Here is a 24806-nt window from a genome sequence, read left to right as displayed (position 1 = left end):
AGCATTTGCAGCGACCTTTTCGCATACCCAAGGATACGGTAGGAGCCTGTAGGGATTCTACCGCTGCCGCATATCAAAATTCTCATGACCTTCATGAGCCGCTTGCGCCGCGCCAAGGCCCGCCATATGGTCGAGGTAACTCGAAATCGGAGGGCGTGTAGTCATGGCGCCCAAGCGTCCCAAAGGTGCGGGCGCGTTCCCGAAAGCGGTCGAAAGCCCCGCGCCTAGCAGGCCCGATCCTGATGCGCTGTATGCCGCGCTGGATCTGGGTACAAATAGTTGCCGCATGCTGATTGCCCAACCCAAGGGCAGCGGTTTTCATGTGGTGGACAGTTTCTCAAAGTCTGTTCAACTGGGCGCCGGGCTGGAACGGACAGGTAGGTTGTCGCGTTCATCGATGTCCCGCACGGTTCAGGCCCTTCGCATCTGCCAGCAAAAGCTCAAACGCAACAAGGTCAACCGGATGCGGTTGGTGGCGACCGAAGCCTGCCGTCGTGCCAAGAACTCGCGGGAATTCATCCGTCAAGTCAAGCGCGAGACCGGATTGACACTTGAAATCATCCAACCCGAGGAGGAAGCCCGGCTCGCCGTGATCTCCTGCGCGCCGCTGGTGTCGACCAAGACTGAGCAACTTTTGGTGGTCGATATCGGAGGCGGATCAACCGAGTTGGTCTGGATCGATATCTCTTCGGTTCCACGCCGCGACCGGCCTGCGGCGATCATGAGACTGCATGCTGGATTTCATCCACCCGAAAGCCCCTTTCCCGCCGCCAAGGTAGTGGATTGGATCAGCGTGCCGCTGGGTGTCGCCACCCTGCGCGACCAGTTTCACGATGTTGAGGACGACGCCGCCCGTTTTGCGCTGATGAGCTGGTTTTTTGAAGAAAACCTCGCCGATTTTGCCCCTTACAAAGACGTACAAGCGCGGGCGGGGTTTCAGATCGTCGGAACCAGCGGAACCGTGACGACGGTTGCGGCTTCGCATCTTGGCCTCAAGCGATATGACCGAACTAAGGTGGATGGCCTTCGTATGACATCGGATCAAATCGACAAGGTCATTCGCGGCTACCTTGATCTCGGTCCGGAAGGTCGCCGCCGCGATCCCCGCATTGGCGAGGACCGGCAGGCGCTGATCATGTCGGGTTCGGCCATTTTGCAGGCGTTGTTGCGCTGTTGGCCCACTGACCGGCTGTCGGTCGCAGATCGTGGACTGCGGGAAGGGCTGCTTTATGCACAGATGAGCGCGGATGGCGTGCTGGAAGATGGGCCGTTCTAAGAAACAACTATGAAACTCGTGCGTGTAGCCAGCGCCTATCGTATGGCGACCGTTGCGACTACGATTTGCGTATTGGAAGCCGCCGGGTTTGATGTTTTTTGCCCCGGCTTTCATACCACGGTATTACTACCGCACTATGCGCTGTCATTTGGAGGTGTTCCGATTTGCGTACCGAAAGATCAAGCTGCAGATGCCCTGGAGTTGCTGCGATCTTTCACCTCTCCAAATGAGAATAACCGCGCAGTTCTTTCTCAAGCACTAAATTGTCTCGGTTGGCTCGGATTTGGCGTTTCGACACCTTGGTCAGATCTGGCGCTGGTAGATAAAGTCACACCCCTTACTTGATACAGGGGCGTCTTGCCGATATTGACCGGACAGTTTCAGGAGATCGGTCAAATGGCAAAGACGCCGAGCGGAAAGAACACCTCTGGCCGGGGCCAACGCGATCTGAAGGTCAAGGTCAAGACGGCACGCGGGCGCAAGCTCAGTTCAACCCGCTGGTTGCAGCGCCAGTTGAACGATCCCTACGTCAAACGGGCGCAGGCCGAAGGATACCGAGGTCGCGCGGCCTTCAAAATCCTGGAACTGGACGACAAGTTCCGATTTCTTGTACCGGGTGCGCGCGTTGTCGACCTTGGTTGTGCGCCAGGCGGATGGTGTCAGGTCGCCGTCAAACGCGTAAACGCACTGGGCGAAAAATCCGGCAAAAAGATCGGGACAGTTCTGGGTATTGACCTACAGGAAGTTGAACCGATCGCGGGTGCCGAGATTCATCAATTGGATTTCATGGCCGATGATGCGGATGAACAGGTGAAGGAGTGGTTGGGCGGCAAAGCGGATGTGGTCATGTCCGACATGGCTGCCGCCTCGTCCGGACATAAGCAAACCGACCATTTGCGGATCATCGCACTGTGTGAAACTGCCGCTCATTTCGCGTTCGACGTTCTCGAGGAAGGCGGCACATTTGTCGCCAAGGTGTTGGCTGGTGGAGCCGAGGGTGATCTGCAGAAATTGCTCAAGCAGAAGTTCGAGAAGGTCGCGAATGTCAAACCACCTTCTTCCCGCTCGGACAGTTCCGAGAAGTTTGTCGTGGCAACAGGGTTTCGCGGTTAGCGATCAGACTGCGTGAAACGGGTTTTTGTCGTTATCTTGTGAATTTTTCGTTAAATCTGGCTTATTGGGCCGGTATTGATTGACCGCATTGACCATATCTTCGGCCGATGGTGCCTCAGGTTTTTCCGACAAGTCATTGTATCTGAGTAGGGAAAAGAGTTGGGCGTGCCGGCCCAAAGGTTCTTTCTCGAACATGGATCACCTAATAACAAACCAGGTCCACTCGGACCCATATTCTTTTTGATAAACTAATTTGGCTTTTTGAGGTCCTTTTTGTGACGGCTATGTGGCGCATTGATCTCGGGCTTGGAACTGATAACACACTTAACGCCGTGGTGCAGCGCTCAGATCCATCAGGGCACCATTGAATTCGGCGCCAAGGATTAGAATGGCAGCGCAAAGGTACAGGAAAATCAATGCTGCCATAGCCCCGGCCAGTCCCGCATAAGTCGCGCTGTAGGTGGCGAACTGCGCGACATAAAAGGAAAACCCCCAACCGCCTGCCGCCCAGAGCAAAATTGTCAGCCCCACTCCGGGCAGGATTTGCATCAAGCTGTGGCGGTGAGGTGGCAACAAAGCATGAAAGGCGAGTACCATGCCGACCGGCATCGCAACGGTGAAAATCCAGCCAAGCCGGTCGACGGACAGCCATTCCACCGCTTCGCCCGGCAATCGCTCGGTCACCAGCTTGGTGTAGGCGGGCAAAACGACCTCAAAGGCTGCAGCACTCAGAACAGCCGCTCCTCCCCCGATAACCAGTGCCACGCATAACAGACGTGATTTCCAAAACGCGCGCGTATCCACATCGTGATAGGCTTGCGTCAGCGCGATACGCACGGCATTTACGCCGTTTGACGCAAAATAGACGGTCAAAACGCCGCCAATGGTCATGACACCCGAGCTTGCGCCGCGCAACACGGCGCGTAGCTCCGCTTCGATCGGATCAGCCACCTCCTTGGGCCAGACCCCGAACATCAACTCGATCAACTCGTCGGTCATATAATTCTGTGAAAGGCTCCCGGCGAGGGCAACGGTGAACAGCACAAACGGAAACAGCGCCATCATTAGCGACATCGCAACATGACTGCTCATGACAAAGCCATTCTTTGCGACAAATCTCTTGCCGGCGAGCCATAGGGCGCGCACAGGCCGTGGGATGGCGAGATTCGAGGAAACCGTCATAACCAAACCCTAGCCCGGCTTTCACGCGGCCTGAACCCCGGAATTGCCAGCCCTGCCAAGGCATCCGGAACGTTGCACTCTGGTATCAGAATGGGCAACATCCCTTAGAATGGGCAAAACAGTGGGCCGACAAGGGTTTCAGTTACATGACGGACAAACACGACAACACCCTTTCGTCCATACGGTTCAGCCTGCCTGCGGTTAGGGACACGCTGATCGTCCTGACGCTGATCGTCTTCGCACTTTACGCGGGATCGGCGTTTCTGATCCCGTTGGCGCTGGCTTTGTTGGTAAACGTCCTGATCATCGCAGTCAGCGACAGAGTTGTTTCCTGGGTTCACATTCCGGTATGGCTGGCAAATCTTTCAGGCATCACCGTCGTCCTGGCAGGATTGTTCCTAATCGTCTACGTCCTTGGCAGCCAGGCCACACAGTTCGCGCGCACTCTGGGCACGTACGAAAACCAGTTTGATGTGGCTGTCGGTCGGATCACCGGTTTCGTCGGCAACGATGTGACAAATTTCGTGCGGGACAACTTGATCAACATCGACATGGCGCTGGTGGCCCGTACGGCGCTGGGCAGCGCGACCTCGCTGTTGAACCAGTTCTTTCTGATCAGCCTTTATGTCGCCTTCCTGATGGCCGAGCGGTTAGCCTTTCGCAAAAAGATCCGACTTGCGGCTGGAAGCCCAAAGCTTGGTGATGACATGGCTTCGGTCATGGATGCGATTTCCTTGAGTTTACAGAAATACCTGGGTGTCAAGACCTTCATCAGCGCCGTGACCGCCCTGATCAGCTATGCGGTATTCAAGGTTCTCAAGTTGGAGTACGCGGAGACATGGGCCGTTTTAACCTTTGCACTGAACTTCATTCCGTCAATTGGCTCGATCATCGCGGTGATCTTTCCGGCGCTGGCCTCGCTGGTGCAGTTCGAATCCGTCACACCGTTTCTGATCATCGTGTTCGGGTGCGGAACACTGCAGTTCCTGATCGGCAATTTCCTGGACCCGGCAATGCTGGGTCGATCACTGAACATGTCAACATTTCTGGTCATTCTGGCACTGACATTCTGGACAACGGTTTGGGGGCTGATCGGGGCATTTCTGAGTGTTCCGCTAACGGTCTGCATCCTGATCGTCTTTAGTCATGTACCTTCGCTGCGGCCTGTTGCGATCCTAATGTCGCTGGATGGTCAATTGGTTGATAACGGCCCCGACGGTGAATGACTCTCTGTTCATAGGGGCGGAAATTTATCGCCACTCGACCTATGGACGAAACCACCCGCTGGCCATCCCGAGAGTGTCGACGGCCATAGACTTGTGCCGGGTCTTGGGGTGGTTGCCCCAAGCGCAATACTTGACGAGCCCGAGGGCAAAACCCGCCGCGCTTACCCTGTTTCACACGCCGGAATATATTGCCGCGCTGCAAGATGCGGAACGCCAGCAATATGTCAGCGACAACGTACGTAAACGCCATGCATTGGGCACAATGTCGAACCCGGTCTTTCCCGAGATGTACCGGCGCCCCGCCACGGCTGCCGGTGGGTCGATGCTGGGGGCGGAACTGATCGCTGAGAGAGGCGCCGTCTTCAATCCGGCAGGCGGCACCCATCATGGATTTCCCGACCGGGCTGGAGGCTTTTGCTATCTCAACGATCCGGTTCTTGCGATCCTGAGGTTATTGGCTACAGGATTGGAACGCATCGCTTACGTTGACATCGATGCACATCACTGTGACGGAGTTCAAGACGCTTTTGCCGGTTCCGAAAAAGTCCGGCTTATTTCGGTTCACGAAGAAAGGCGCTGGCCATTCACCGGCGGTCTCAACGATGATACCGGCGGCACAGCATTTAACTTGCCTGTACCAAAAGGTTTTAACGATGACGAGTTTTCTTTGGTCCTAGACAACCTGATCCTACCGGCAATTTCGGCTTTCAAACCGAATGCAATTGTATTGCAGTGCGGGGCGGATGCCGTATTCGAGGACCCGCTGTCGCGGCTTACCCTGTCCAATAATTCGCACTGGCGATCCGTAACTGCACTGAACGATTTAACCGATCGCCTACTTGTTCTTGGCGGCGGCGGTTACAACCCATGGTCGGTCGCAAGGTTGTGGACAGGTGTCTGGGCGACGCTTTCGGGGTATGAAGTGCCCGACCGCCTCCCCCAACCTGCTGTTTCGGTCCTGCAGGCGTTGACATGGCGACGGGCGGCGGGGCGCAGTCCCCCGGAAAGCTGGTGCACGACTTTGCGCGATAAGCCGCGTTTCGGCCCCATACGCGAAACAATTCGGGCAACGGTAGCAGAGTTGCGAAGCAGGCTTTGAGTTTCACTTGCAAACTGGGCAAACATGCGGACAAACCTCTCAGGCTCAAAAATCATTGCTGTGGCCTCAGACCTTGATCAGGAATACACTGACCTTGTTAAGTTACTGAAACGACCGGATTACAATGTGGACCGCCATCGTCTCTGCCACCGTTTTTGCGGCTTACGCCTTGGCCGTATATTGCGCTGTGCGCGCAGCACAAACCGCACGAACGCCACAAGGCGCGGTGGGTTGGGTGGTTTTCCTTCTGTCCTTCCCGTTCGCCGGCTTGCCACTTTACATGTTTCTGGGACATCACCGGTTTCGGGGCTACCGCATTGCTCGCCGCGAAAGTGAACGGGTTGTCGCCGGCCTCAAGGCCTTTGCCGAGGCGAGCAGCCCCGACCCCAAGGAAATGTCCATCAACCCTCGACCCTTCGAGGACCTGGCCCATATGCCGGTGTCCCGCGGCAATGGCGCCGATCTGTTGATTGACGGGGAAGATACCTTTCAGGCAATCTTCAAGGCGATCGACGCCGCAGAAAAATACGTTCTGATTCAGTTCTATATCGTGAGAGACGACGAGCTTGGGCTGGAGTTGCAGGAAAAACTGATCGCTGCGCACCGGCGGGGGGTGCATGTCCGTTTCCTGACGGATGCTGTCGGAAGTTATGGCCTGCCCCGCAGATATTTCGACAAGCTTCGAAAGGCAGGGATCGACGTTGCTGATCCGCGCGACCAACGCGGACCGAATTTCCGGTTTCAGCTCAATTATCGCAACCATCGCAAAACCGTCGTGATTGATGGCCACACAGGGTTCATTGGCGGCCACAATGTGGGTGTGGAATATCTGGGGCAAGAGACCGATTTCGGCCCTTGGCGGGATACTCATCTGCGTGTCCGCGGCCCCATAGCCCTGCAATTGCAGTTGGTTTTTGCCGAGGATTGGCACTGGGCGCGAAACGAAGACCTGATCGATCTGTTAACATGGGCGACCCCTGCCGCACCCGAGGACATGAATGCGCTGATCGTGGCGACCGGCCCCGGCGACCGCACCGAGACCGGTGCGATGATGTTCTTCGCAGCAATCACTGAAGCACGTGAACGGCTGTGGATTGCCTCGCCGTACTTCGTTCCCGATATCGACATCATGACCGCGCTCAAACATGCGGCCATGCGAGGTGTCGATGTGCGCATTCTGGTTCCCGAAGTGGCCGACCACAGGATTCCCTGGCTTGCCGCATTCGCCTATTTCGATGAGATCCGCGAGTGTGGCGTACGCATCTTTCGGTATGACGACGGTTTTATGCATCAAAAGGTATTCGTGGTCGATGATACTTTGGCCGCGGTCGGTACGACAAATCTCGACAACCGGTCATTCAGGTTGAATTTCGAAGCAATGGCCCTGTTTTTTGATCACCGTGCCGCACACTCTATCGCCGAGATGCTGAAAGACGATTTCAATTCCAGTTATGAATTGACAAAAAGGCTGGAGGATCAACCGATTTATATCCGGTACGGGGCACCGATTGCCCGCCTTTTCGCACCAATCCTCTAAGACAGGAACCGGTCCTCGAACAACCGGGTCATGAGGGCCACGAGGAACGCGGTAGACAACCCAAAAGCCAGCAATCCTGTCACCGCTGCAAAGGACCCGAAAATCCTCAGCTCTTCGCCCAGCACAATGTCGCCATAGCCCAGGGTGGTGAAGGTGACCAATGAAAAGTAGAGAGCGGTGTTCCAGTCTGGGAGGATATCGCTCCAAACCCAGACAATGGCCCAGATCCAGACCTGAATTGTGTGAATCGCGACGATGGTGGCCAATGCAACCACGATCGGCGCGGCGGTTCGCACGACCAATCCGCGATTGCAACATTTTTCGTGCACGCTTCGGATCAGAACCGTGCACCAGGTCAAAAGGCCGATCTCGATGAGGAAGCAAATCATCAGATAGACACTGCCCCACAAAATTTGTTGCGACAATGTCATGCTTGGTCTCCTCGCTACCTGGTCAAACTCAGTTCAAGAATGACCCGGCGTTGATAGAGGAACAACCCCTGGCCGACACTTGCATCAATGGTCATGTTGCGGCGAATTGTTCAAAGGCGGGATCAACGCTGGACATGCGGTTGCCGAGGAACACATTCTCAACCAACACGAAAACGGAGCGATGATGCTGCTAAATGTAGACAAGGTAAGAAAGTCCTACCCCGGCGGGCGCCCTGTTCTGCAAGATGTTTCGTTTCAAATGGATGCAGGTCAGACCCTTGCCTTGACCGGTGAAAGCGGAAGCGGGAAGAGCACTATACTGAACCTGGTGGCCACGCTGGACAAACTCGATAGTGGCGAAATTACCTTGGCGGGGATCCCCCTTTCGTCGTTGTCAGACCGTGGACGCGCGCAGATGCGCCGCAATACCGTGGCCTTGGTGTTTCAGCAATTCAACCTCATTCCGTCGCTGACCGTCGAACAGAATTTGTCATTCCAAGCCCGGCTTTCTGACCGGTTGGATAAAACGTGGCTGGCTGAGCTGACAGAGCGGCTTGGCCTTACCAACCTGCCGCAGCGTTATCCCGAGCAGTTGTCGGGTGGTCAACAGCAGCGGGTGGCGATCGGGCGTGCCCTTGCGGCGCGACCCAAACTACTGCTTGCGGACGAGCCTACGGGAAATCTGGACGAAACCGCCAGCGAGAACGTTCTGGACCTGATGCTGCAGCTTGTTCGCGATACGGGTACAGCACTGCTTTTGGCCACCCACTCGCCAAGCATTGCCGGACGACTGGACCGGCGCGCGCATCTCGCCGGTGGCCAACTTCAATGATAAGGGCCACGATCCCGGCGCTTTGGTCGCATTGGCGGCGACACAAGTTGCAATTGCTGACACTTCTATTCGGTGTCGCGCTGGCAACAGCGCTTTGGTCGGCGGTTCAGGCCATCAACGCCGAAGCGCGGGCAAGCTATGCCACGGCGAACCGGCAACTCGCATTGGGTCAATTCGAAGAACTTCGTGCGCCGAACGGCTCTATCCCCCTTTCGCGCTATGTCGAATTACGGCGGGCGGGCTGGCAGCTTGCGGCTGTTCTCGACGGCAATCTGCGTGTCGAAGATCGCTATTTCAGAGTGATGGGCGCCGACCTTGTCTCTTACCCCGCTCTGGCGGCAATTGAAGAGGCGGAACAAAACGCTGCCATTGGAACCCCGGCTGAAGCGCTGACAGAACCTGGCTTGTTGTTCGTGCGCCCTGATATTGTTGAAATGCTTAACCGCCAGCCTCACCTGCCACCGGTATACCCCAGCGAGGCAGTTCCGCCCGACCTAATCCTGACCGATATCGGTGTCGCCGAAAAGATTCTAAACAAGGTGAACGAGATCTCGCGATTGGTCATCCTGCCCGATCAGCCAATGGGATTGCAGCCGTTGAGTGAACTGGCACCTGACCTGGAACGGATCAGCAGCGGCCCAGGTACCGATACCGCGCAACTGACCGAAAGTTTTCACCTGAATCTGACCGCATTTGGTCTTTTATCCTTTGCAGTGGGTTTGTTCATCGTTCACGGCACCATTGGCCTTGCCCTGTCGCAAAGGCGTGGCATGATCCGCACTCTGCGCGCGCTGGGTGTTCCGTTGGAGTTGATCACCGGGCTCGTCGCAAGCGAGCTTTTATTACTGTCACTAGCTGGCGGCGGATTGGGCCTGGTCCTTGGATACTGGCTTGCGGGTGCACTTCTGCCGGATGTCGCGGCGACATTGCGTGGATTGTACGACGCGCCGGTTGAAGGGCAGATGTCACTGCGTCCCGAATGGGTTGTCTCGGGGATCAGCATGGCTGTTGGTGGGACATTGGTTGCAAGCGCTCAGGGATTATGGAAGTTGGCACGATTGCCGCTACTAAGCGCCTCCGGCGAGCAAGCTTGGCGTGGGGCGGGCAACGCGCAAACGCGAAGCGCTGTTATCGGTGCTGCGTTGGTTGCCGCCGGAGTGGCCCCTGTTGTCCTGTTTGATGGCCTTTGGGCAGGATTCGTGCTGTTGGCTGGTTTGCTGTTGGGCGTTGCGCTGATGCTTCCGTTTGCGTTGTCGCGCGTCCTGGTTTTATGCGCGCGCACTGCCAAGACGCCGATCACTCAATGGGTTTGGGCAGATTTGCAGGCGCAACTGCCGGGGTTGGCGCTGGCGCTGATGGCTCTGTTGCTGGCACTGGCTGCCAATATCGGCGTCGGAACGATGGTGTCGAGCTTTCGCTTGACGTTCGACGGCTGGCTGGATCAACGGTTGACCTCAGAATTGTATGTAACTGCTCTGGATGACAACCAAGGCCAGGAACTTGGCGAGTGGCTTGCAACACGGGCCGATGCGGTTCTGCCCATCCGCCGGTTCGAGTTGCGGCACGAGACAGGGCCGCTGTTTCTTTATGGCATCATCGATCACCCGACATACCGGCAGAAATGGCCTCTTATTTCTGCTGATCGCGATGTTTGGGACAAGGTGGCCACAGGAACAGGTGTACTGGTAAACGAACAACTTGCGCGGCGCGGCAACCTTTGGCCCGGAGATACACTGATACTCGCCCCTGACTGGGCTCCAACAGTCGCAGGGGTATATTCGGATTATGGCAACCCGACCGGTCAGGCGATCATCTCTATGGAACGGTTTGAAGAACGCTTTCCCAACGCCCCGAACCGGCGTTTTGGCGTCCGTATCGCTCCTGAACTCGCTACCGAGTTGGCACGGAGTATTCGCACACAGTTCGATCTGCCTGACACTTCGGTTATCCATCAGGCCGCCTTAAAGGAGCAATCCCGCGCAATCTTTGAGAAGACGTTTGTCGTAACGGCTGCACTCAATATCCTTACCCTCGGCGTCGCGGGGTTCGCAATCCTGACAAGCTTGTTGACACTTTGGGGGCAACGCCTGCCGCAAGTTGCGCCAGTTTGGGCATTGGGCCTGTCTCGCCAGAACCTGGCCGGATTGGAACTGATCCGAAGCGTCGTTCTTGCTGCCTTGACGGCCATACTGGCACTTCCTTTGGGTCTGCTTTTGGCATGGATCCTGCTTACAGTGATCAATGTCGAGGCATTTGGTTGGAGATTGCCAATGTATCTTTTTCCCTCAGATTGGCTCTTGCTTTCGATGATGGCCCTGTTGGCCGCTGCATTGGCTGCTGTTATCCCCGCGCTCAGACTTTATCGCCTGCCACCATCCGATCTGTTGAAAGTCTTTGCAAATGAACGTTAAAGTGCTTGTCTTGTGTCTGCTCCTACCTTGGCCTGTCTTGGCACAGGGTTTTGCAGGTCTAGGCGCGACCGCAGAAGGTTTTGAGACTCCCCGACGTGGGTATAAGCTTTCGTTTCCCGCCGATCACGGCGCGCATCCTTCGTTTCGCATCGAATGGTGGTACGTCACCGCCACGCTCTCGGGAGAAGACGGGCGCGACTATGGCATTCAGTGGACGCTTTTCCGCACTGCCTTGAAACCACGGGAAGCGGACGGATGGCAAAGCCCCCAACTGTGGTTGGGCCACGCAGCGGTCACCACACCCGATGCCCATATGTTCGCCGAGAGACGTTCGCGTGGCGGCATAGGTCAGGCAGGGGTCATTGCCGATCCCTTTTCGGCGTGGATCGACGACTGGCAAATGGCTGGCCCAAATCTCGACACCCTGTCATTGTTCGCACGTGGCGCCCGATTTGCTTATGATTTGACCCTCGAAGCAAAAGGTCCGCTCATTCTTCACGGTGAGAACGGGGTATCGACAAAGTCGGCATCCGGTCAGGTCAGCTATTACTATTCGCAACCCGCTTACGCTGCGTCCGGCATTTTGAAACTGCCAGATGGCGAAATTGCGGTCACGGGACAGGCTTGGCTGGATCGGGAATGGTCTTCACAGCCCCTTGCAGATGATCAATCGGGATGGGACTGGTTCTCATTGAGCTTTGACAGCGGAGACAAGCTCATGGCATTTCGGCTGCGCAGCAAAAATGGCGACTTTACCGCTGCAACCTGGATCTCTCCAAACGGGAGTTCAACATTCTTGCCAGATGGTTCTCTGTCTTCCAGACCACTGCAAAACAGCCAAGTTGCAGGACGGACCATCCCGACCGGCTGGAATTTGCAACTGGAAAAGCAGGGCCTTGACGTTCAGGTTACCGCTCTCAACCCATCATCTTGGATGGGAACGTCTTTTCCCTATTGGGAAGGCCCGGTCTATGTTACCGGCAGCCACACGGGCCGAGGATACCTGGAAATGACGGGTTACAAGTGATGAGAGTGTCAACAAGACAGTCATATCAGGCACGCTGAGTATGGACTATCGGTCGAACTGACTAAAGTTCTTACTCACGAAGGTTCCAATACGGAAACAAATTGTCAACAATGGAGATATAGACATAATTTTGCCGCAATGACAGGATTCCGACGTGGGTGGCGCGTCGATATTTGTTTCAGCGTATTTTTTTAACTCATGGTGAGTTTGACACGCCGCCCCACGATATTTCATCGCGTATTGATGCAATGCGCAACAGTCTGGCATAGTTCGAACCACGATGCCAATGCGGCGCTCAACAGGCGAAATCGGGCCAAAAAACCGATTGTCGTCGCGTTCCTTTGAAATCAGAGAATTTGAATTCTTCATGAACCAGACAAACTTTCGCCACGCCTGACTCGTACCCAGACAAGGCGACGCGTCTTGATAGTCTAATTACGATTTCCATGAGGGGGTACGAGTTCGGCGCGTCGCCCAGTCTATTCCCAAGGCAGTAAGAACGTAATCTGTACGCCGGGGGCCCTTACCGACATGCCGGTTCGTTTCCCGATTTCAAGGAATTCGACCGAGTTTTGATTTCTGCCGCGACCAAGGCGCACACAGCTCAATCGACGGATCTCAGACCCACTCAGGCTGACGGAGTACAAAACCTTCATTCCATACTTTGGTCATATGGCTGATTTTCTCTCCATCGAAACCAAAGACGTAGACATAGCCGCTTGCCACGTTTTTTTGACGCGCCGTTTCCGGCATCACCCGTCTGGGTTCCCTTGAAGACTGCCACCGCAGTCACTCTGCCGGTATCGGTATCTTCAGAAAGTGCCTTCAAATCATACTGTGCGTCTGGCATGGGACCTAGCAATCCCTTGGCCCATTCGGAATATGCTTCGAGAGTCGCGACATCCTTGATTGCCTCACCTTGGGTTGAAAAGGTAGCGTTGTCATGACACCACTCACGACAGGCCCCCCAACCCAAGCATGTGTCGCAAACCTTTACAGATCTGGGGACACCTCACTGAGGTCTGAATATTTGACATGGCACCCCCCATTTTTTGCGTCTGGTATGCATGTGGCCCCTTGTAGTTTACCACATTCTCGAGTTCCGGTCTGGCATTCTCTGCCGACTTTCATCTCACGCGGCTCGGATGCCGTCAGTGCAATGCGACCCCAACAGGATAACTGACCATTGCCCGCCTTGACACCGCGCCCTTGGCGAAATGAGTGCCGAGACCTGATTTGCGCCCATCTGTGAACGAGATTATCGACAGGTTCCATTGCTGTGGTTCGACACCAAACAGATTATTTCCGGATCGGCGTTGGTTGTCGCAAAGTTTGCGTTTGGTGCATAAAACGAAGAGAAACCGCCCAACTCGCTCAGAAATGATTAATTGGACTGCATGTCCGTCAACACCCGAAAATCACCGTCAAGCCAAGGAATCTTTCTACAAATGGGATCGCAAAAATACTGTTGTATCAAACCACTAAGTACTTTGTGGATCAACAAGGACGTAGATTTGGGATAGACGTCAGTTGTGAACAAGGAGATCGTTCGTGAAAAGTTGCGTCCAGGAAATGGCATGGTCCTGACACTCTCATGAAAGCGCTGTGCGCGTCGAAAGCTGGCAACCGTGGTAATCGCCCAACCGCTACCTTCCGCAACCAGACCGACAATCGATTGATTGCATTCGAGTTCGAACCTGTTTGGCAGGTTGAACTTGCTGCGGTTGAGTTGAACCTCAATCTGCTTGCCAATCGTGTAGTCCCTTGAATACCGCAAAAACGGCAATTCGGCATCCGGAGTGAACACATCCTCCACAGTTCCCACAAAGTTCTTGGGCAGAATTACGATGAACGGATCACGCAACAATGGATACTCCAGCAATCCGTCGGTCTTGCCCACCGGAAGTGTTGCCACTCCGGCGTCCAGTTTGTGCTCCTGCAGTTTGGCGATGATCTCGTGGCTCGGCCGGGTGAAATGTCGAAAGCTGCACCGCGGCAACGCTTGCGCTAAGAATCTGAACAACTCTGGCGCGACTTGGTAGTCGAAATCGTCAATCAACGCGAGCCGCAGCGACGTGGCATTGCGCCAGGTCCCCGAGCGGATTTCCCCTTCCCCTCGCTTCAGTACAGTAAGGCCTTCACGAACATAGCGTGAAAAAACCTCTCCTGCGGGGGTTAAGCTCATTGGCCGACGGCTGTGGTCGACCAATTCGACCCCTAGGGCGCTTTCTAGGCTTCGCAAGTGATTGGATACAGTACTGATGGACAAGTTCGTTTCGGACGCCACTTTTTGAATGGAGCCGGATTTGGCGATCAACTGGAATACTTCCAGCCAGCGGAGACTTAGAGACTTTGGCAAATGCGGTGTTCCTGAAATTTCCACTCTTTCTATAAAATCGAAACAGAGAACCTACGCCGCGGCAATACCAAATATGTATTTCTTCTCATTGGCACTGCGTCAAAACTCCAATGCCCGGACACTCAGGTGCTTAATACCGAGCGCGGGAACCACATGAAATCAGCTACGCAGTCTGGTCATTAGAGGATCATAAGGGCTGGGTGCAATCACTGTTGCTTCGGTCCGAACACCGCACATATCAATCTCAAGACTGTTGCCTCGGGCCTGACAAGCGACATCGACAAATGCATATGCCAAGTTCAATCCGGTTCGATGACCCCAATCCCCGGACGTAACCGTGCCCACGACATCATCACCAATCATCACTGACGCCCCCGGGTGGGCCGGTGCTTGTTCGGCGTGAACTTGCAGGGTCACCAATCGTTTTTGCGGTCCTTGTTGAAGGTTGTTCAGCAGCGCATCCCGACCGACAAAACAGGCTTTGTCCAAATTCACGAAACGCTCCAAACCTGTTTCAAAGGGGTCATATTCAGTGACAAGGTCCGATTTCCAATGAAAGAAGCCTTTCTCAATTCTCATGGATTCGATGGCCCGGGCGCCAAACAGGTGCAGGCCATAAACCTTACCTGCATCTTGGAGTGCAAGAAATGCCGCATGGAGCGAAGCGTTGGGAACGTGGATCTCATATGCCAACTCACCTGAAAAACTGACGCTCATGACAGTAGCGGGTGCGATACCGACGAAACACTCTCGCACGCTGAGCCATGGGAAGGCCCGAGCAGACCAATCGCCGCGCGAACAGGACGACAGAACTTTTCGGGCGTTTGGGCCAGCAAGAACCAGAATGGTTTGGTCGTTTGTAAGGCTTCGAATCTGCACGTCCTCATCAGGTTCCAGATGCTGCTTGAGCCAGTCCATGTCGTGAAATTCGCTTGCTGCCGCCGAGCCGTACCAAACGCGTTCAGGCCCTCGGTCGCTGGCCGGTAGGTTGGCGACAGTCGCTTCGGCCTTGATCCTGCCCTGATGGTTCAACAAGTATCCCAACCCGACCCGACCATCGCGTTTGGCCACGGCACCGCAGAACATCCGGTCCAGAAATGCATGGCGGCCTGATCCGATGATTTCGATGCGGTTGAAACCATTGACCTCGGTCAACCCGACATTTGTCTGAATGTTTTTTACTTCGGATGCGACAACATCAAAAGCTTCGTCAAAATCGAAACTCAGCGTTGGTTTGAATTCGGCATGAGGTTTGATGTAATCGACACGCTCCCATCCGTTCACCACCGTGAATTCGGCACCGGCCGCGGCCAAAACGGGGGTCAATGGCGTGGTTTTGGCCGGGCGGCCCGCTGGCCGGTGTTCATGCGGGAAGTGAAACCTGAATTCGTTTCGGTAATCTTCTACGGCTTTCAACGCGGTAAGTTCCACATTGGCGTGACCTGTGAATCTTCGCGGATCGATGCACCATGTGTCGTAACACGCTTCACCATGCACGATCTGCTGCGCCAACAGCCAACCGTGCCCACCTCCTTCGCCCAGCCCGGCGCGAAGGCCAATGATGCAAAACGCGTTTCGCTTTCCCGGGATGGATCCCACCATCGGCGCCCCATCAAATGTGTATGTAATCGGGCCATTGACGACAGTGTGTATTCCAACTTCCATCAGGGCTGGCATCCGGGCAAAAGCGCCCTCCAAGACATCTGTCACCCGGTCCAAATCGTCGGGGCACAGGGCGTTGGCAAAGTGCGGATCGATCCCGTCCATCCCCCAGGTCTTGCAGTCCTGTTCATAAAACCCGACCAGCAAACCATTCTTTTCCTGACGGCAATAATAGTCGCTGATCGGGCATCGTAGCAGTGGCATTCTATGACCGGCGTCCCGGATGGCGGGGATTTCTTCGGTCAGGAAGTACTGATGCTCCATCGACGAGACCGGATGGTGAATGCCCATCATCGCACCCACTTCGTTCACACGATAGCCGCAAGCATTGACGACAATGTCACAGTCAATGTTTCCGTGTTCGGTTTGGACGGTCCAAGTCTCGTCGTTGTGCTGAAGCAATCCGACAACGGGAGTATTACGGTAAATCTCGGCGCCCGCTTTTCGTGCCCTCCGCGCCAGCGCCTGACACAATTGCGCGGGGTCGATATCACCATCCAACGGATCCCACAGGCCTCCGATCAGGTTTTCGGTGGAGATCAACGGATGTCTGCGGGCGCATTCGCTGGCATCGATCACCTCGAAATCGACGCCCATTCCACGGGCCACCGATGTAAAGTGGCGATACCCTTGCATCTGCGCCTCGGTGTTGGCCAAGCGGATACCGCCATCACCGTGATGATAATTGATAGGATAGTCGGCGTCTTCTGCCAGTTCCTTATAGAGGCGGATGGAATGCGACTTCAGTCCTATCATCGTCTGGTTCATACCGAAATTGGTGACTTGAGCGGCCGAATGCCATGTTGTGCCGGATGTCAGTTCATTCCGCTCGACCAGAACCACATCGCTCCACCCTTCCTGGGTCAAGTGATAAAGGGTCGAACATCCGGCAATTCCTCCGCCAATAACCACAACCTTTGTGCGCGATTTCATCCGGTTTGCTCCTCTCTCCGCAACCACATTCATGGAAAGAAAGCCGCCTTGTCAGCAACAAGGCATTTGGCAGTTTCGAAAAATCGAAACTTAGGTTTTAGATTTCACAAGGCTTGGTTGACATTTTGCCGCTCGACACTGGAAGCCTGTAGTGTACAGCCAGCATTGACGCGGGAGCGCAGCGGTTATGTCGTCTGAAGTTAGCAAAAGAATCGGGCGAAGGGCTCGGATGGCGCAACGAGCAGCGAAACCGGTGATTGCCCCTTGCCCTCCCGGTCAGACCGGCGGTTCATTCACCCCTCTCGCAGAAGCCGAAGTGGCGCTGATCTATAACGCCGCACTGCGGTTACTCGAAACCCTCGGCATGGGGGAAGTACCAGAGAGGTTGCGCAACGATCTGACGGCTGCGGGGGCAATAGAAGGCCAGCGAAGAAGATTGCTTTTTCCACGTGCGATGGTTGAACACGCAGTCTCAACTGCGGCCAAGACATTCGTATTGCATGGCCGGGACGAAAGCCGATCAATAGAAGTTGGCGGAAACCGTGTATTTTTTGGCACCGGCGGCGCGGCGGTACAGACGCTTGATCTGGAGACGCGACGATATCGCCCCTCGACGCTGGCTGATTTGCATGACTTTGCCCGTCTGCAGGATACGATGGAGAATGTCAGTTGGTTCACCAGATGTTGCGTAGCAACCGATGTGCCGGACGCGTTCGACCTGGACGTCAACACAGTCTATGCGCTGGTCAAGAATACCACCAAACCAGTCGCTACGTCGTTTACATTGGCAGAACACGTATCACCCATTGTTGACCTTCTGGACATCGTCGCCGGTGGGCCGGGAGAATTTGCCAAACGTCCATTCCTGAAAGCGCACATCAGCCCCGTCATTTCCCCGTTGCGGTATGGCGAGGATGCAGTTGACGTGGTTTACGAATGTATCCAACACAATATTCCCATGTCCTGCATCACCGCTGCGCAGGCCGGGGCCACGGCACCTGCGACATTGGCCGGATTTCTTGCTCAATCCCTCGCCGAAACATTGGCGAGCCTGGTGATGGTGAATGTGATTTCACCCGGTTTCCCGATGGTATTCTCGAACTGGCCATTTATCGTCGATCTACGAACCGGAGCTTTTGCTGGCGGAGGTGGTGAGACCGCGGTTCTGAACGCGGCCTCGGCGCAAATCAACAATTGGCTGGGTTTACTTTCGGGGGTTGCAGCCTCAATGACGGACGCCAAGGCGATTGACGCTCAGTACGGGATGGAAAAGGGCATGACTTCTCTTGCCGCCGCGTTGGCTGGGGGTAACCTGATCTATGAGAGCTCGGGGATGACGGCATCATTGCTGGGGGTCAGTTTCGAAGCATTCGTGTTGGATAACGAGATGCATTCCCACACCTATCGCGCCCTTCGCGGAATAGAGGTGACCGAAGAGAACCTCGGCTTTGAAGCGATTTGCCAATCCGTGCTGAGTGACGGTCATTTTCTGGGAAGTTCGCAAACCTATGACGCAATGGAGAGAGACTATTTTTATCCTTCGCTGGCGGATCGGAATGAACCACGGACATGGGAAATGAACGGTGCAAAGGATGCGTGGACCAAGGCCCGCGAACGGGCAGTCGAGATTCTAAGAGCACATCATCCAGAGTATCTTACACCCGAGCAGGACGCTCAGATCCGGAAATGTTTTCGAATTCTGACCTGAGCCTTTTCCGCATAACAATTGTTTTAGCGAAGATCGATGATACGGACCGGATGAAACGGAAAATCGCGAGGATCAACAGTCAACATGACAGACACATTCTTTCAACCGGTTTCAGCAATGGAGCTAGCGCGTTTTGCGGGTGTTCCGACATTCATGCGTCTGCCAAATCTGGCACCGGATCATGAACGCTTTGAAGAAGTTGAACTGGGCGTCGTCGGCATACCCTGGGACGGAGGAACCACCAATCGCCCCGGCGCCCGCCACGGACCTCGGCAATTGCGCGACTATTCGACCATGATCCGGGCCATGAACCCTGTCACAGGTATCAGCCCGTTTTCCTTGGTGAACTGCGCCGACCTTGGGGACGTTTCCCCAAACCCCGTGGATATCGAAGATACATTGGAGCGCGTTACGTCATTCTATTCCACATTTGTTCGGAATGGCATCGCGCCACTGACGGCAGGTGGAGACCATCTGACAACGCTTCCGGTTTTGCGGGCTTTGGCAAATTCTGGTCCGCTGGGGCTAATCCAATTCGACAGCCACACCGACTTGTTCGACAGCTACTTCGGTGGCCATAAGTTCACGCATGGGACGCCGTTCAGGCGCGCGGTTGAAGAGGGGCTGGTCGATCCAAAGCGCTTTGTTCAGGTTGGCATTCGAGGCACAGCCTATAATACGGAAGATGTCGAATGGGGTGAGGCACAGGGAATTCGCATCATCCGCATCGAAGAGCTATTCGACCGTGGCATTGATGACGTCATGACCGAGGTAAATGGCATCATCGGAACAGAGCCCTGTTATTGCACTTACGATATCGACTTCGTGGATCCGACTTATGCACCTGGCACCGGAACCCCCGAGATCGGCGGGCCTAACAGTTTTCAGGCCCAGCAGGTTATTCGCAAACTGTCAGGGCTGAACATTGTGGGTGCCGATCTGGTTGAAGTCTCGCCACCTTTCGATCCCGAAGGTGGCACTGCGTGGCTTGGTATTTCATTGATGTTCGAATTGCTCTGCGTGATGGCACAGGCGATAGATGCCCGACGCGCTAAGTCGAACTGACATTTTCCGCGATCATGGAAATCATCTCGAACATCACAGCCGCAGCAGTCAGGGCCGTGATGTTGTTTGGGCTGTCCTTGGTTGGCATCATGCACACGACATCACCGCCAATGATGTTCAAACCGCGCGCGGCACGCAGAATTCCTACGGCTTCATCGATGTCAAAGCCTTTTTCTCCGGGCTCCAGATTCGAGACAGCGGGCGCCACCGTCGGGTCGAGGCAATCCAGGTCGAAAGTGATATAGACAGGGCGATCGCCTAAGACTTCTTTGGTTTGCGCCACGACGTCGGTCAGTCCGCGTTGTCGAAACTCTTGCATCGTCACGATGTTGTACCCGTAGTCATATGACGGCTGTAACCAGTCCAGACTTCGTGGGTGGCCCCGCAATCCGATCTGCATAGAACGTTTTGGGTCCACCTGCCCCTGATCGGCCAGATAGGCACCCCAATGCGCGGCAGATTTGTGCGCCCCAAGAAAATGGTCGACCTTTGTGAACACATCTGTATGCGCATCAAGGTGCAGAAAGCTAACAGGCTCGCCCCCGGCCAACTTGCCGCATCCCAACGCCTGAACGATGCCGCCAGTGATCGAATGATCTCCACCAACAGAAACGGGTCGAGCCCCCGCAGCGTCGATATCCTGGTAAAAAGCCGTGATGCGTTCGATGCAGTCTTCATTGTCATTGGCACGGGGAAATGGGACATCGCCCACATCAGCAATTTGGGCACTTGCCCAAGGGTCGATCTGAAAAACCGAATGCACTCTGCGTTGAACTGCTGAAACATGGCGCACTGCCCTTGGGCCCAAATGCTGATCCCGCTCGGTTGTCCCGTTTCCGGTCGAATGTGGAACCCCAACCAGCGCGATATCTTGCCCTTCGGGCTCAGTGTGAGCACACCTAAAAAGCGTTGGCACGCCCCACCAGTAGAGATTGTCCATCATCGATTTCTCATAACGGTCGGTCATCGCAGGCCTCACTGACTGAAAAAGACCCCGAGATGTTCCCGAGGCCCTGCTGCTCTATCAGATTTTCTCATCTTCCCGTCTGAAGGCGCCCTGAACAATCCGGTCGATAACCATAGCACAGAACAGAATTGCGAAGCCGCCCAAAAGACCAGGCCCCTTGGCCGCGTATTGCAGTGCTTCGAGGATCTCTTTTCCAAGTCCTCCCCCCCCGATCAGCGAGATGATGACGACCATGGATAGGCACATGAGAATCGTCTGGTTCACGCCTGTCATGATCGAAGGCAGGGCCAGCGGGATTTCGACGTCCTTCAAGAGTTGCCATTTCGACGCCCCGAAAGCCACAGCTGCTTCCTTGATACTGTCTGGAACCCCACGCATACCCAATGCCGTCAGGCGGATCACAGGCGGCATGCCAAAAATGATCGTCGCCAAAATTCCTGGAGGATTGCCCGTACCAAAAAATGCGATGATCGGGATCAGATAGACGAAGGCCGGAAGGGTTTGCATCAGGTCCAAAACGGGTTCGGCCGCCGAATAGGCCCGTTTGGACTTGCCAAACCAGATCCCCAGCGGGATACCGAAAACGACACAGAGTATCACCGCCGCGCCTACAAGGGCCACGGTTTCCATCGCAACATCCCAGTAGCCCAAAAGTGCGATATAGGCCAGGGAAGAAGCTGTGAATATGGCCACTCTCGGTCCCGCAGCGCGCCATGCCGTCACGCAGATCACCAGCATGACCACCGGCCATGGTGAACCGATCAAGGCGACCGTCAGCGCATCCAGAACAGTGCGAACTCCACCTACGATGCCGTCAAAGACGTCTCCTCCAGCTGCAGCAGCGCCGTCGATGCGCGCCTCCATCCATGTGGCAAGGGTTGAAAACAGGGTCCCGCCGTCCTGACCGAGAAAGATGGCCGAAACCTCTTTTTCCGGAAACTCGTCAAGCATGGCGAAAGATGCGTTCACCGTGAATTTGTAGACGATCAGCGGAGCAATCGCCGCAATCAGTACGACGCCAAGTATGGTGTTCCGGGTTGAGCGCCCGCTTTCGGTGCCTTCAGGATCAATGCGCCACCGCGAATATTGTTTCTCATAAACCCTGTCCGCGTACAGCCCTTGCGTCAGTTTGAAGACCGCGAGCATCAATAGCCCGAAGATCAAGATGCCCAGTGCTTCGGATTGGGCTGCTTGCGCTTTCTCGAAACTGGCGTCCGCCGCCTTCTGGATATTTGCCGCCAACTTGGTAAACCGATCTATGTCGGCTTGCTCGGTTGCTTCTGCTGCCCGGCCTAGCAACTCGTCGGCACGAGCCTGTTGACGCGAGGCACGGCCGAGCAGATCTGCTCCTGGATTGCCCCAAGCACCCCGACCAATCTGCACCCAGGCGATGATCTCGAGTATGAGAAAGGTCCAGAACATTCCCCAGATAGCACGGCTTGCCGCCCAGAACGGACCCAAGACCGCCGCCCAAAGATTGAACGTATTGGGCAACAGGTTGACCGCATCGTGGATCTTGTGAAATGCACCGACATAGTAGTCACCATTGGTCTCTGCAAATTCGTGGATCGAACTGTCCAGCGCTTCACGGTCGACTTCGATGTCGGATGCTGCGGTGACTTTGATATCAGACGCCAGATCACTCATTTTTGCCCCCCTGAATTCCGCGCAGCAGACGAGGTTTTGTAACCAAGCCGACATCTGCTCCGGCGTCGGTAATGACGACAGGCATTTCCGTATTCACGGCTAAGTCAATCAGTTGGTCCAGGTCCGCACTTTCGTCGGCACGCGGTGCCCCATCAATCGATCCATTGTAGCTGTCCAAAGGTTCCATAATTGAATGGGCTTTGACGAGTTTGAGCTTGGATATTCCCTGCACAAATTCGCGAACATAGTCGTCTGCCGGGTTCATCACGATATCCTCTGGCGTACCGATCTGGACGATGACCCCATCCTTCATGATCGCAATGCGGTGGCCGATCCTGATGGCTTCATCAAGGTCATGGGTGATAAACAGGGTTGTTTTCTTGAGTTGCGCCACAAGTGCCTTGAACTGATCCTGCAACTGCAATCGGATCAACGGATCCAGGGCTGAGAACGGTTCGTCCATCAATAGTATTTCGGGATCCGATGCGAGCGCACGGGCAATGCCGACGCGCTGCTGCATTCCCCCTGACAACTCCTTGGGAAGCCGATCTTCGTAACCAGTCAGATCCACCAATCCCAGTGCGTGATCCGAAACGGCCCAGCGTTTGGACTTTGAAACCTTTCTGATTTCGAGCGGATAGGCAACATTGTCCCGAACTGACCGATGCGGCATCAGTGCCATGTGTTGGAAGACCATTCCGATCTGCTGCGCCCGAATACGGCGCAGTTCCGACTCCCCTATCTGCGAAACATCGCGGCCCAGGATCTCGATCTTGCCTGCAGTAGGCTCGATCAGGCGGTTGACATGCCGCACCAATGTAGACTTGCCTGACCCGGACAATCCCATGATGCAGAATATCTCGCCTCGTGAGACCTCGAACGTCGCTCCTTGTACGCCAACGACGCAGTTGAACCGATCAAGGACTTCGGGTTTGCCGATCCCTTCCTTCATGACTGCAGACATCGCTTCTTCGGCGCGGGCGCCAAAGATCTTCCAGACGTCTGTCAACTTGACGACCGTTTCGTTCATTTCCGCCCCTTATCATGCAAAGCAAGCCGCCAAGGCTGTGCCCTGGCGGCCTGTGTGGACTCATTGAGCGCCAGCGCGTTCTATTGCGCCATCCACCCAAGAACCTGGTCTTCGTGTTCGCTTACCCATTCTTCGGCGTATGCAAGGGGTTCTTTCTTGTCGATGACCAGCGCGTAGGTCATTGCGGAAACTGTTTCCGTGTCCAACGCCATGTTCGCCAATAGGCTCGCCACCTCCGGGTATTCTTCTTCCAGTGACTTTGCGTAGTGCAGGTGCAGATACGCAGAATCCCAGGCCACGGCCGCCTCGGATTCCTCCAACCAGTCCGGGCTGTCGGTCGGCTGAACAACCTTCCATTTCGCAGCATCATAGGCAGGCTCTTCCAAAACCGTCATGTCATGCAGCGCAAAGACGTAGTGAGGCGTATAACAAAACCCGACCCACGGGTCGCCGGCCTTGATGGCATTATCCAGATTGGCATAGGCCACTGTTTCGTCGATTTCCACCAACTCCATGGTCTGGTCATACCCATACGACTTTGCCCGGATCTTTTCGACATTGGTCGAAGCCCAACCGGGAGCGCCAATCCAGATCTCGCCCTGACCGTCACCGTTGGAATCGAATATCGCTGCTACGTCTGGATTCGTCAGATCATCGATCGATGAAATCGCGTGTTTTTCGGCGGTTCCTTTGTCAACGCACATCCCCTGGAACGCTTCAACACCGTTCGGGTTCATCACAACCGTACCATTTCCCTTGACGTAAGTGTCATGAAGATTTTGCTGGTTCGGCATCCACACCTCGGGGTGCACATGCATCGCACCGGAATCCATCGCTTCGAAAACAATCGGATTGGTCCCATTTTGAAGTTCAACTTCAAGACCCAGGTTTTGCTCAATCGCCACCTTGAGGATGTGCGCTGTTGCGTTCACCGAGGGCCAGTTTGGAACCCCAATGACAATGTCAGCTGCTATGACCGGCGTTGAAACAAGCGACATAACCGCGGCCACACTTGCAAGCAAACCTGTTCTTTTGTCCATTTGATTTCTCCATGTTGGTTTTCAAGACGTTGGGCATTTGGCAGTTTGCGCGCCCTCATCGATGATTTTTGTCCCAGCTCCAGTTTCTCGTCGCGTGGCATCAGCCTATTCAGCCAGGTTCTAAAAGTGAAACATGTGCAACCCAACCCCATCAAGCTTAGTGTTATTAAAATGGTTTCAATGCGATTTTACGAAAACAAAGATTCGAATTTACGAAATACTAGACATGTCATCGGAACAAGCGAAGCAAGCGGTGCTGGC

The 24806-nt window shown here is 55.0% G+C and carries 19 protein-coding genes; 11 read left to right on the top strand and 8 right to left on the bottom strand.

Features of this window, described 5'->3' with window-relative positions:
* The first annotated feature begins 163 nt into the window (after window positions 1-163).
* The 3 genes from AC2FLX_RS02770 to AC2FLX_RS02760 are packed head-to-tail and all read left to right on the top strand — an operon-like array spanning window position 164 to window position 2389.
* Window positions 164-1276, top strand: coding sequence for a Ppx/GppA phosphatase family protein (locus AC2FLX_RS02770; protein WP_480751353.1), 1113 nt, complete (start codon window positions 164-166; stop codon window positions 1274-1276).
* Between the two features lie 9 nt (window positions 1277-1285).
* Entirely contained in the window at window positions 1286-1621 is a 336-nt protein-coding gene (locus tag AC2FLX_RS02765) for a hypothetical protein (RefSeq protein WP_480751352.1), read from the top strand.
* A gap of 51 nt (window positions 1622-1672) precedes the next feature.
* Window positions 1673-2389 carry an RlmE family RNA methyltransferase gene (locus AC2FLX_RS02760; protein ID WP_480751351.1) on the top strand — a complete coding sequence of 239 codons (717 nt, stop codon included), beginning with the start codon at window positions 1673-1675 and terminating at the stop codon, window positions 2387-2389.
* Window positions 2390-2713: 324 nt separating this feature from the next.
* On the opposite strand, the gene AC2FLX_RS02755 is transcribed toward AC2FLX_RS02760, so the two are convergent.
* Window positions 2714-3571, bottom strand: a complete 858-nt coding sequence (locus tag AC2FLX_RS02755; RefSeq protein WP_496810387.1) for a YihY/virulence factor BrkB family protein — start codon at window positions 3569-3571, stop codon at window positions 2714-2716.
* A 146-nt stretch (window positions 3572-3717) separates the two neighbouring features.
* On the opposite strand from AC2FLX_RS02755, the gene AC2FLX_RS02750 reads away from it, so the two are divergent.
* From AC2FLX_RS02750 to cls, 3 genes are all read left to right on the top strand, one after another.
* Window positions 3718-4797 carry an AI-2E family transporter gene (locus AC2FLX_RS02750; protein ID WP_496807129.1) on the top strand — a complete coding sequence of 360 codons (1080 nt, stop codon included), beginning with the start codon at window positions 3718-3720 and terminating at the stop codon, window positions 4795-4797.
* Window positions 4760-5896: an acetoin utilization protein AcuC gene (locus tag AC2FLX_RS02745; protein WP_496810386.1), complete on the top strand. Its 1137-nt coding sequence runs from the start codon at window positions 4760-4762 to the stop codon at window positions 5894-5896. Before AC2FLX_RS02750 ends, AC2FLX_RS02745 begins: the two co-directional genes overlap by 38 nt.
* Before the next feature lie 124 nt (window positions 5897-6020).
* Entirely contained in the window at window positions 6021-7433 is a 1413-nt protein-coding gene (cls, locus tag AC2FLX_RS02740) for a cardiolipin synthase (RefSeq protein ID WP_496810385.1), read from the top strand.
* Here cls and AC2FLX_RS02735 read toward each other — a convergent pair.
* Complete coding sequence (locus tag AC2FLX_RS02735; RefSeq protein ID WP_480751343.1) at window positions 7430-7864, bottom strand: ion channel; 435 nt, start codon at window positions 7862-7864, stop codon at window positions 7430-7432. The genes cls and AC2FLX_RS02735 overlap by 4 nt on opposite strands.
* A gap of 184 nt (window positions 7865-8048) precedes the next feature.
* Here AC2FLX_RS02735 and AC2FLX_RS02730 point away from each other — a divergent pair, with 184 nt between their 5' ends.
* From AC2FLX_RS02730 to AC2FLX_RS02720, 3 genes are read left to right on the top strand one after another with little or no spacing between them, the layout of a single operon-like run.
* Window positions 8049-8696, top strand: coding sequence for an ABC transporter ATP-binding protein (locus tag AC2FLX_RS02730; protein ID WP_496810384.1), 648 nt, complete (start codon window positions 8049-8051; stop codon window positions 8694-8696).
* Window positions 8693-11107, top strand: a complete 2415-nt coding sequence (locus AC2FLX_RS02725; RefSeq protein WP_496810383.1) for an FtsX-like permease family protein — start codon at window positions 8693-8695, stop codon at window positions 11105-11107. Before AC2FLX_RS02730 ends, AC2FLX_RS02725 begins: the two co-directional genes overlap by 4 nt.
* A complete protein-coding gene (locus AC2FLX_RS02720; RefSeq protein ID WP_496810382.1) occupies window positions 11097-12134 on the top strand; it encodes a lipocalin-like domain-containing protein in 1038 nt (345 codons plus the stop codon). Before AC2FLX_RS02725 ends, AC2FLX_RS02720 begins: the two co-directional genes overlap by 11 nt.
* A gap of 1384 nt (window positions 12135-13518) precedes the next feature.
* On the opposite strand, the gene AC2FLX_RS02715 is transcribed toward AC2FLX_RS02720, so the two are convergent.
* Both AC2FLX_RS02715 and AC2FLX_RS02710 read right to left on the bottom strand, forming a co-directional pair.
* Window positions 13519-14517, bottom strand: coding sequence for a LysR family transcriptional regulator (locus AC2FLX_RS02715; RefSeq protein WP_480751337.1), 999 nt, complete (start codon window positions 14515-14517; stop codon window positions 13519-13521).
* Window positions 14518-14652: 135 nt separating this feature from the next.
* Entirely contained in the window at window positions 14653-17088 is a 2436-nt protein-coding gene (locus AC2FLX_RS02710) for a GcvT family protein (RefSeq protein WP_496810381.1), read from the bottom strand.
* A 187-nt stretch (window positions 17089-17275) separates the two neighbouring features.
* Here AC2FLX_RS02710 and AC2FLX_RS02705 point away from each other — a divergent pair, with 187 nt between their 5' ends.
* Window positions 17276-18796 carry a trimethylamine methyltransferase family protein gene (locus AC2FLX_RS02705; protein ID WP_496810380.1) on the top strand — a complete coding sequence of 507 codons (1521 nt, stop codon included), beginning with the start codon at window positions 17276-17278 and terminating at the stop codon, window positions 18794-18796.
* Between the two features lie 84 nt (window positions 18797-18880).
* Window positions 18881-19861 (top strand): agmatinase, encoded by a 981-nt coding sequence (gene speB / locus AC2FLX_RS02700; protein WP_480751333.1) that lies wholly within the window; start codon window positions 18881-18883, stop codon window positions 19859-19861.
* Here speB and AC2FLX_RS02695 read toward each other — a convergent pair.
* From AC2FLX_RS02695 to AC2FLX_RS02680, 4 genes are all read right to left on the bottom strand, one after another.
* Window positions 19848-20828, bottom strand: a complete 981-nt coding sequence (locus AC2FLX_RS02695; RefSeq protein WP_480751331.1) for an arginase family protein — start codon at window positions 20826-20828, stop codon at window positions 19848-19850. The genes speB and AC2FLX_RS02695 overlap by 14 nt on opposite strands.
* 57 nt (window positions 20829-20885) lie before the next feature.
* Window positions 20886-22475 (bottom strand): ABC transporter permease, encoded by a 1590-nt coding sequence (locus AC2FLX_RS02690; protein WP_480751330.1) that lies wholly within the window; start codon window positions 22473-22475, stop codon window positions 20886-20888.
* Window positions 22468-23505: a quaternary amine ABC transporter ATP-binding protein gene (locus AC2FLX_RS02685; protein ID WP_480751328.1), complete on the bottom strand. Its 1038-nt coding sequence runs from the start codon at window positions 23503-23505 to the stop codon at window positions 22468-22470. The genes AC2FLX_RS02690 and AC2FLX_RS02685 overlap by 8 nt, the downstream gene beginning before the upstream one ends.
* Window positions 23506-23585: 80 nt before the next feature.
* Window positions 23586-24545, bottom strand: coding sequence for an ABC transporter substrate-binding protein (locus AC2FLX_RS02680; RefSeq protein WP_480751327.1), 960 nt, complete (start codon window positions 24543-24545; stop codon window positions 23586-23588).
* Window positions 24546-24806: the final 261 nt, after the last annotated feature.

The sequence above is a fragment of the Ruegeria sp. YKSF57 genome (genome assembly GCF_059612585.1).
Note: the sequence above shows the minus strand (reverse complement) of the source record. Positions and strands in the feature narration are given on the sequence as shown.

What these genes read in the sequence shown, in the direction of transcription:
- cls (WP_496810385.1), top strand. Translation starts at nt 6,021, where the DNA reads ATGTGGACCGCCATCGTCTCTGCCACCGTTTTTGCGGCTTACGCCTTG.
- AC2FLX_RS02745 (WP_496810386.1), top strand. Translation starts at nt 4,760, where the DNA reads ATGGTCAATTGGTTGATAACGGCCCCGACGGTGAATGACTCTCTGTTC.
- AC2FLX_RS02695 (WP_480751331.1), bottom strand. Translation starts at nt 20,828, where the DNA reads ATGACCGACCGTTATGAGAAATCGATGATGGACAATCTCTACTGGTGG.
- AC2FLX_RS02750 (WP_496807129.1), top strand. Translation starts at nt 3,718, where the DNA reads ATGACGGACAAACACGACAACACCCTTTCGTCCATACGGTTCAGCCTG.
- AC2FLX_RS02735 (WP_480751343.1), bottom strand. Translation starts at nt 7,864, where the DNA reads ATGACATTGTCGCAACAAATTTTGTGGGGCAGTGTCTATCTGATGATT.
- AC2FLX_RS02765 (WP_480751352.1), top strand. Translation starts at nt 1,286, where the DNA reads ATGAAACTCGTGCGTGTAGCCAGCGCCTATCGTATGGCGACCGTTGCG.
- AC2FLX_RS02720 (WP_496810382.1), top strand. Translation starts at nt 11,097, where the DNA reads ATGAACGTTAAAGTGCTTGTCTTGTGTCTGCTCCTACCTTGGCCTGTC.
- AC2FLX_RS02685 (WP_480751328.1), bottom strand. Translation starts at nt 23,505, where the DNA reads ATGAACGAAACGGTCGTCAAGTTGACAGACGTCTGGAAGATCTTTGGC.
- AC2FLX_RS02755 (WP_496810387.1), bottom strand. Translation starts at nt 3,571, where the DNA reads ATGACGGTTTCCTCGAATCTCGCCATCCCACGGCCTGTGCGCGCCCTA.
- AC2FLX_RS02690 (WP_480751330.1), bottom strand. Translation starts at nt 22,475, where the DNA reads ATGAGTGATCTGGCGTCTGATATCAAAGTCACCGCAGCATCCGACATC.
- AC2FLX_RS02730 (WP_496810384.1), top strand. Translation starts at nt 8,049, where the DNA reads ATGCTGCTAAATGTAGACAAGGTAAGAAAGTCCTACCCCGGCGGGCGC.
- AC2FLX_RS02710 (WP_496810381.1), bottom strand. Translation starts at nt 17,088, where the DNA reads ATGAAATCGCGCACAAAGGTTGTGGTTATTGGCGGAGGAATTGCCGGA.
- speB (WP_480751333.1), top strand. Translation starts at nt 18,881, where the DNA reads ATGACAGACACATTCTTTCAACCGGTTTCAGCAATGGAGCTAGCGCGT.
- AC2FLX_RS02680 (WP_480751327.1), bottom strand. Translation starts at nt 24,545, where the DNA reads ATGGACAAAAGAACAGGTTTGCTTGCAAGTGTGGCCGCGGTTATGTCG.
- AC2FLX_RS02705 (WP_496810380.1), top strand. Translation starts at nt 17,276, where the DNA reads ATGTCGTCTGAAGTTAGCAAAAGAATCGGGCGAAGGGCTCGGATGGCG.
- AC2FLX_RS02760 (WP_480751351.1), top strand. Translation starts at nt 1,673, where the DNA reads ATGGCAAAGACGCCGAGCGGAAAGAACACCTCTGGCCGGGGCCAACGC.
- AC2FLX_RS02770 (WP_480751353.1), top strand. Translation starts at nt 164, where the DNA reads ATGGCGCCCAAGCGTCCCAAAGGTGCGGGCGCGTTCCCGAAAGCGGTC.
- AC2FLX_RS02725 (WP_496810383.1), top strand. Translation starts at nt 8,693, where the DNA reads ATGATAAGGGCCACGATCCCGGCGCTTTGGTCGCATTGGCGGCGACAC.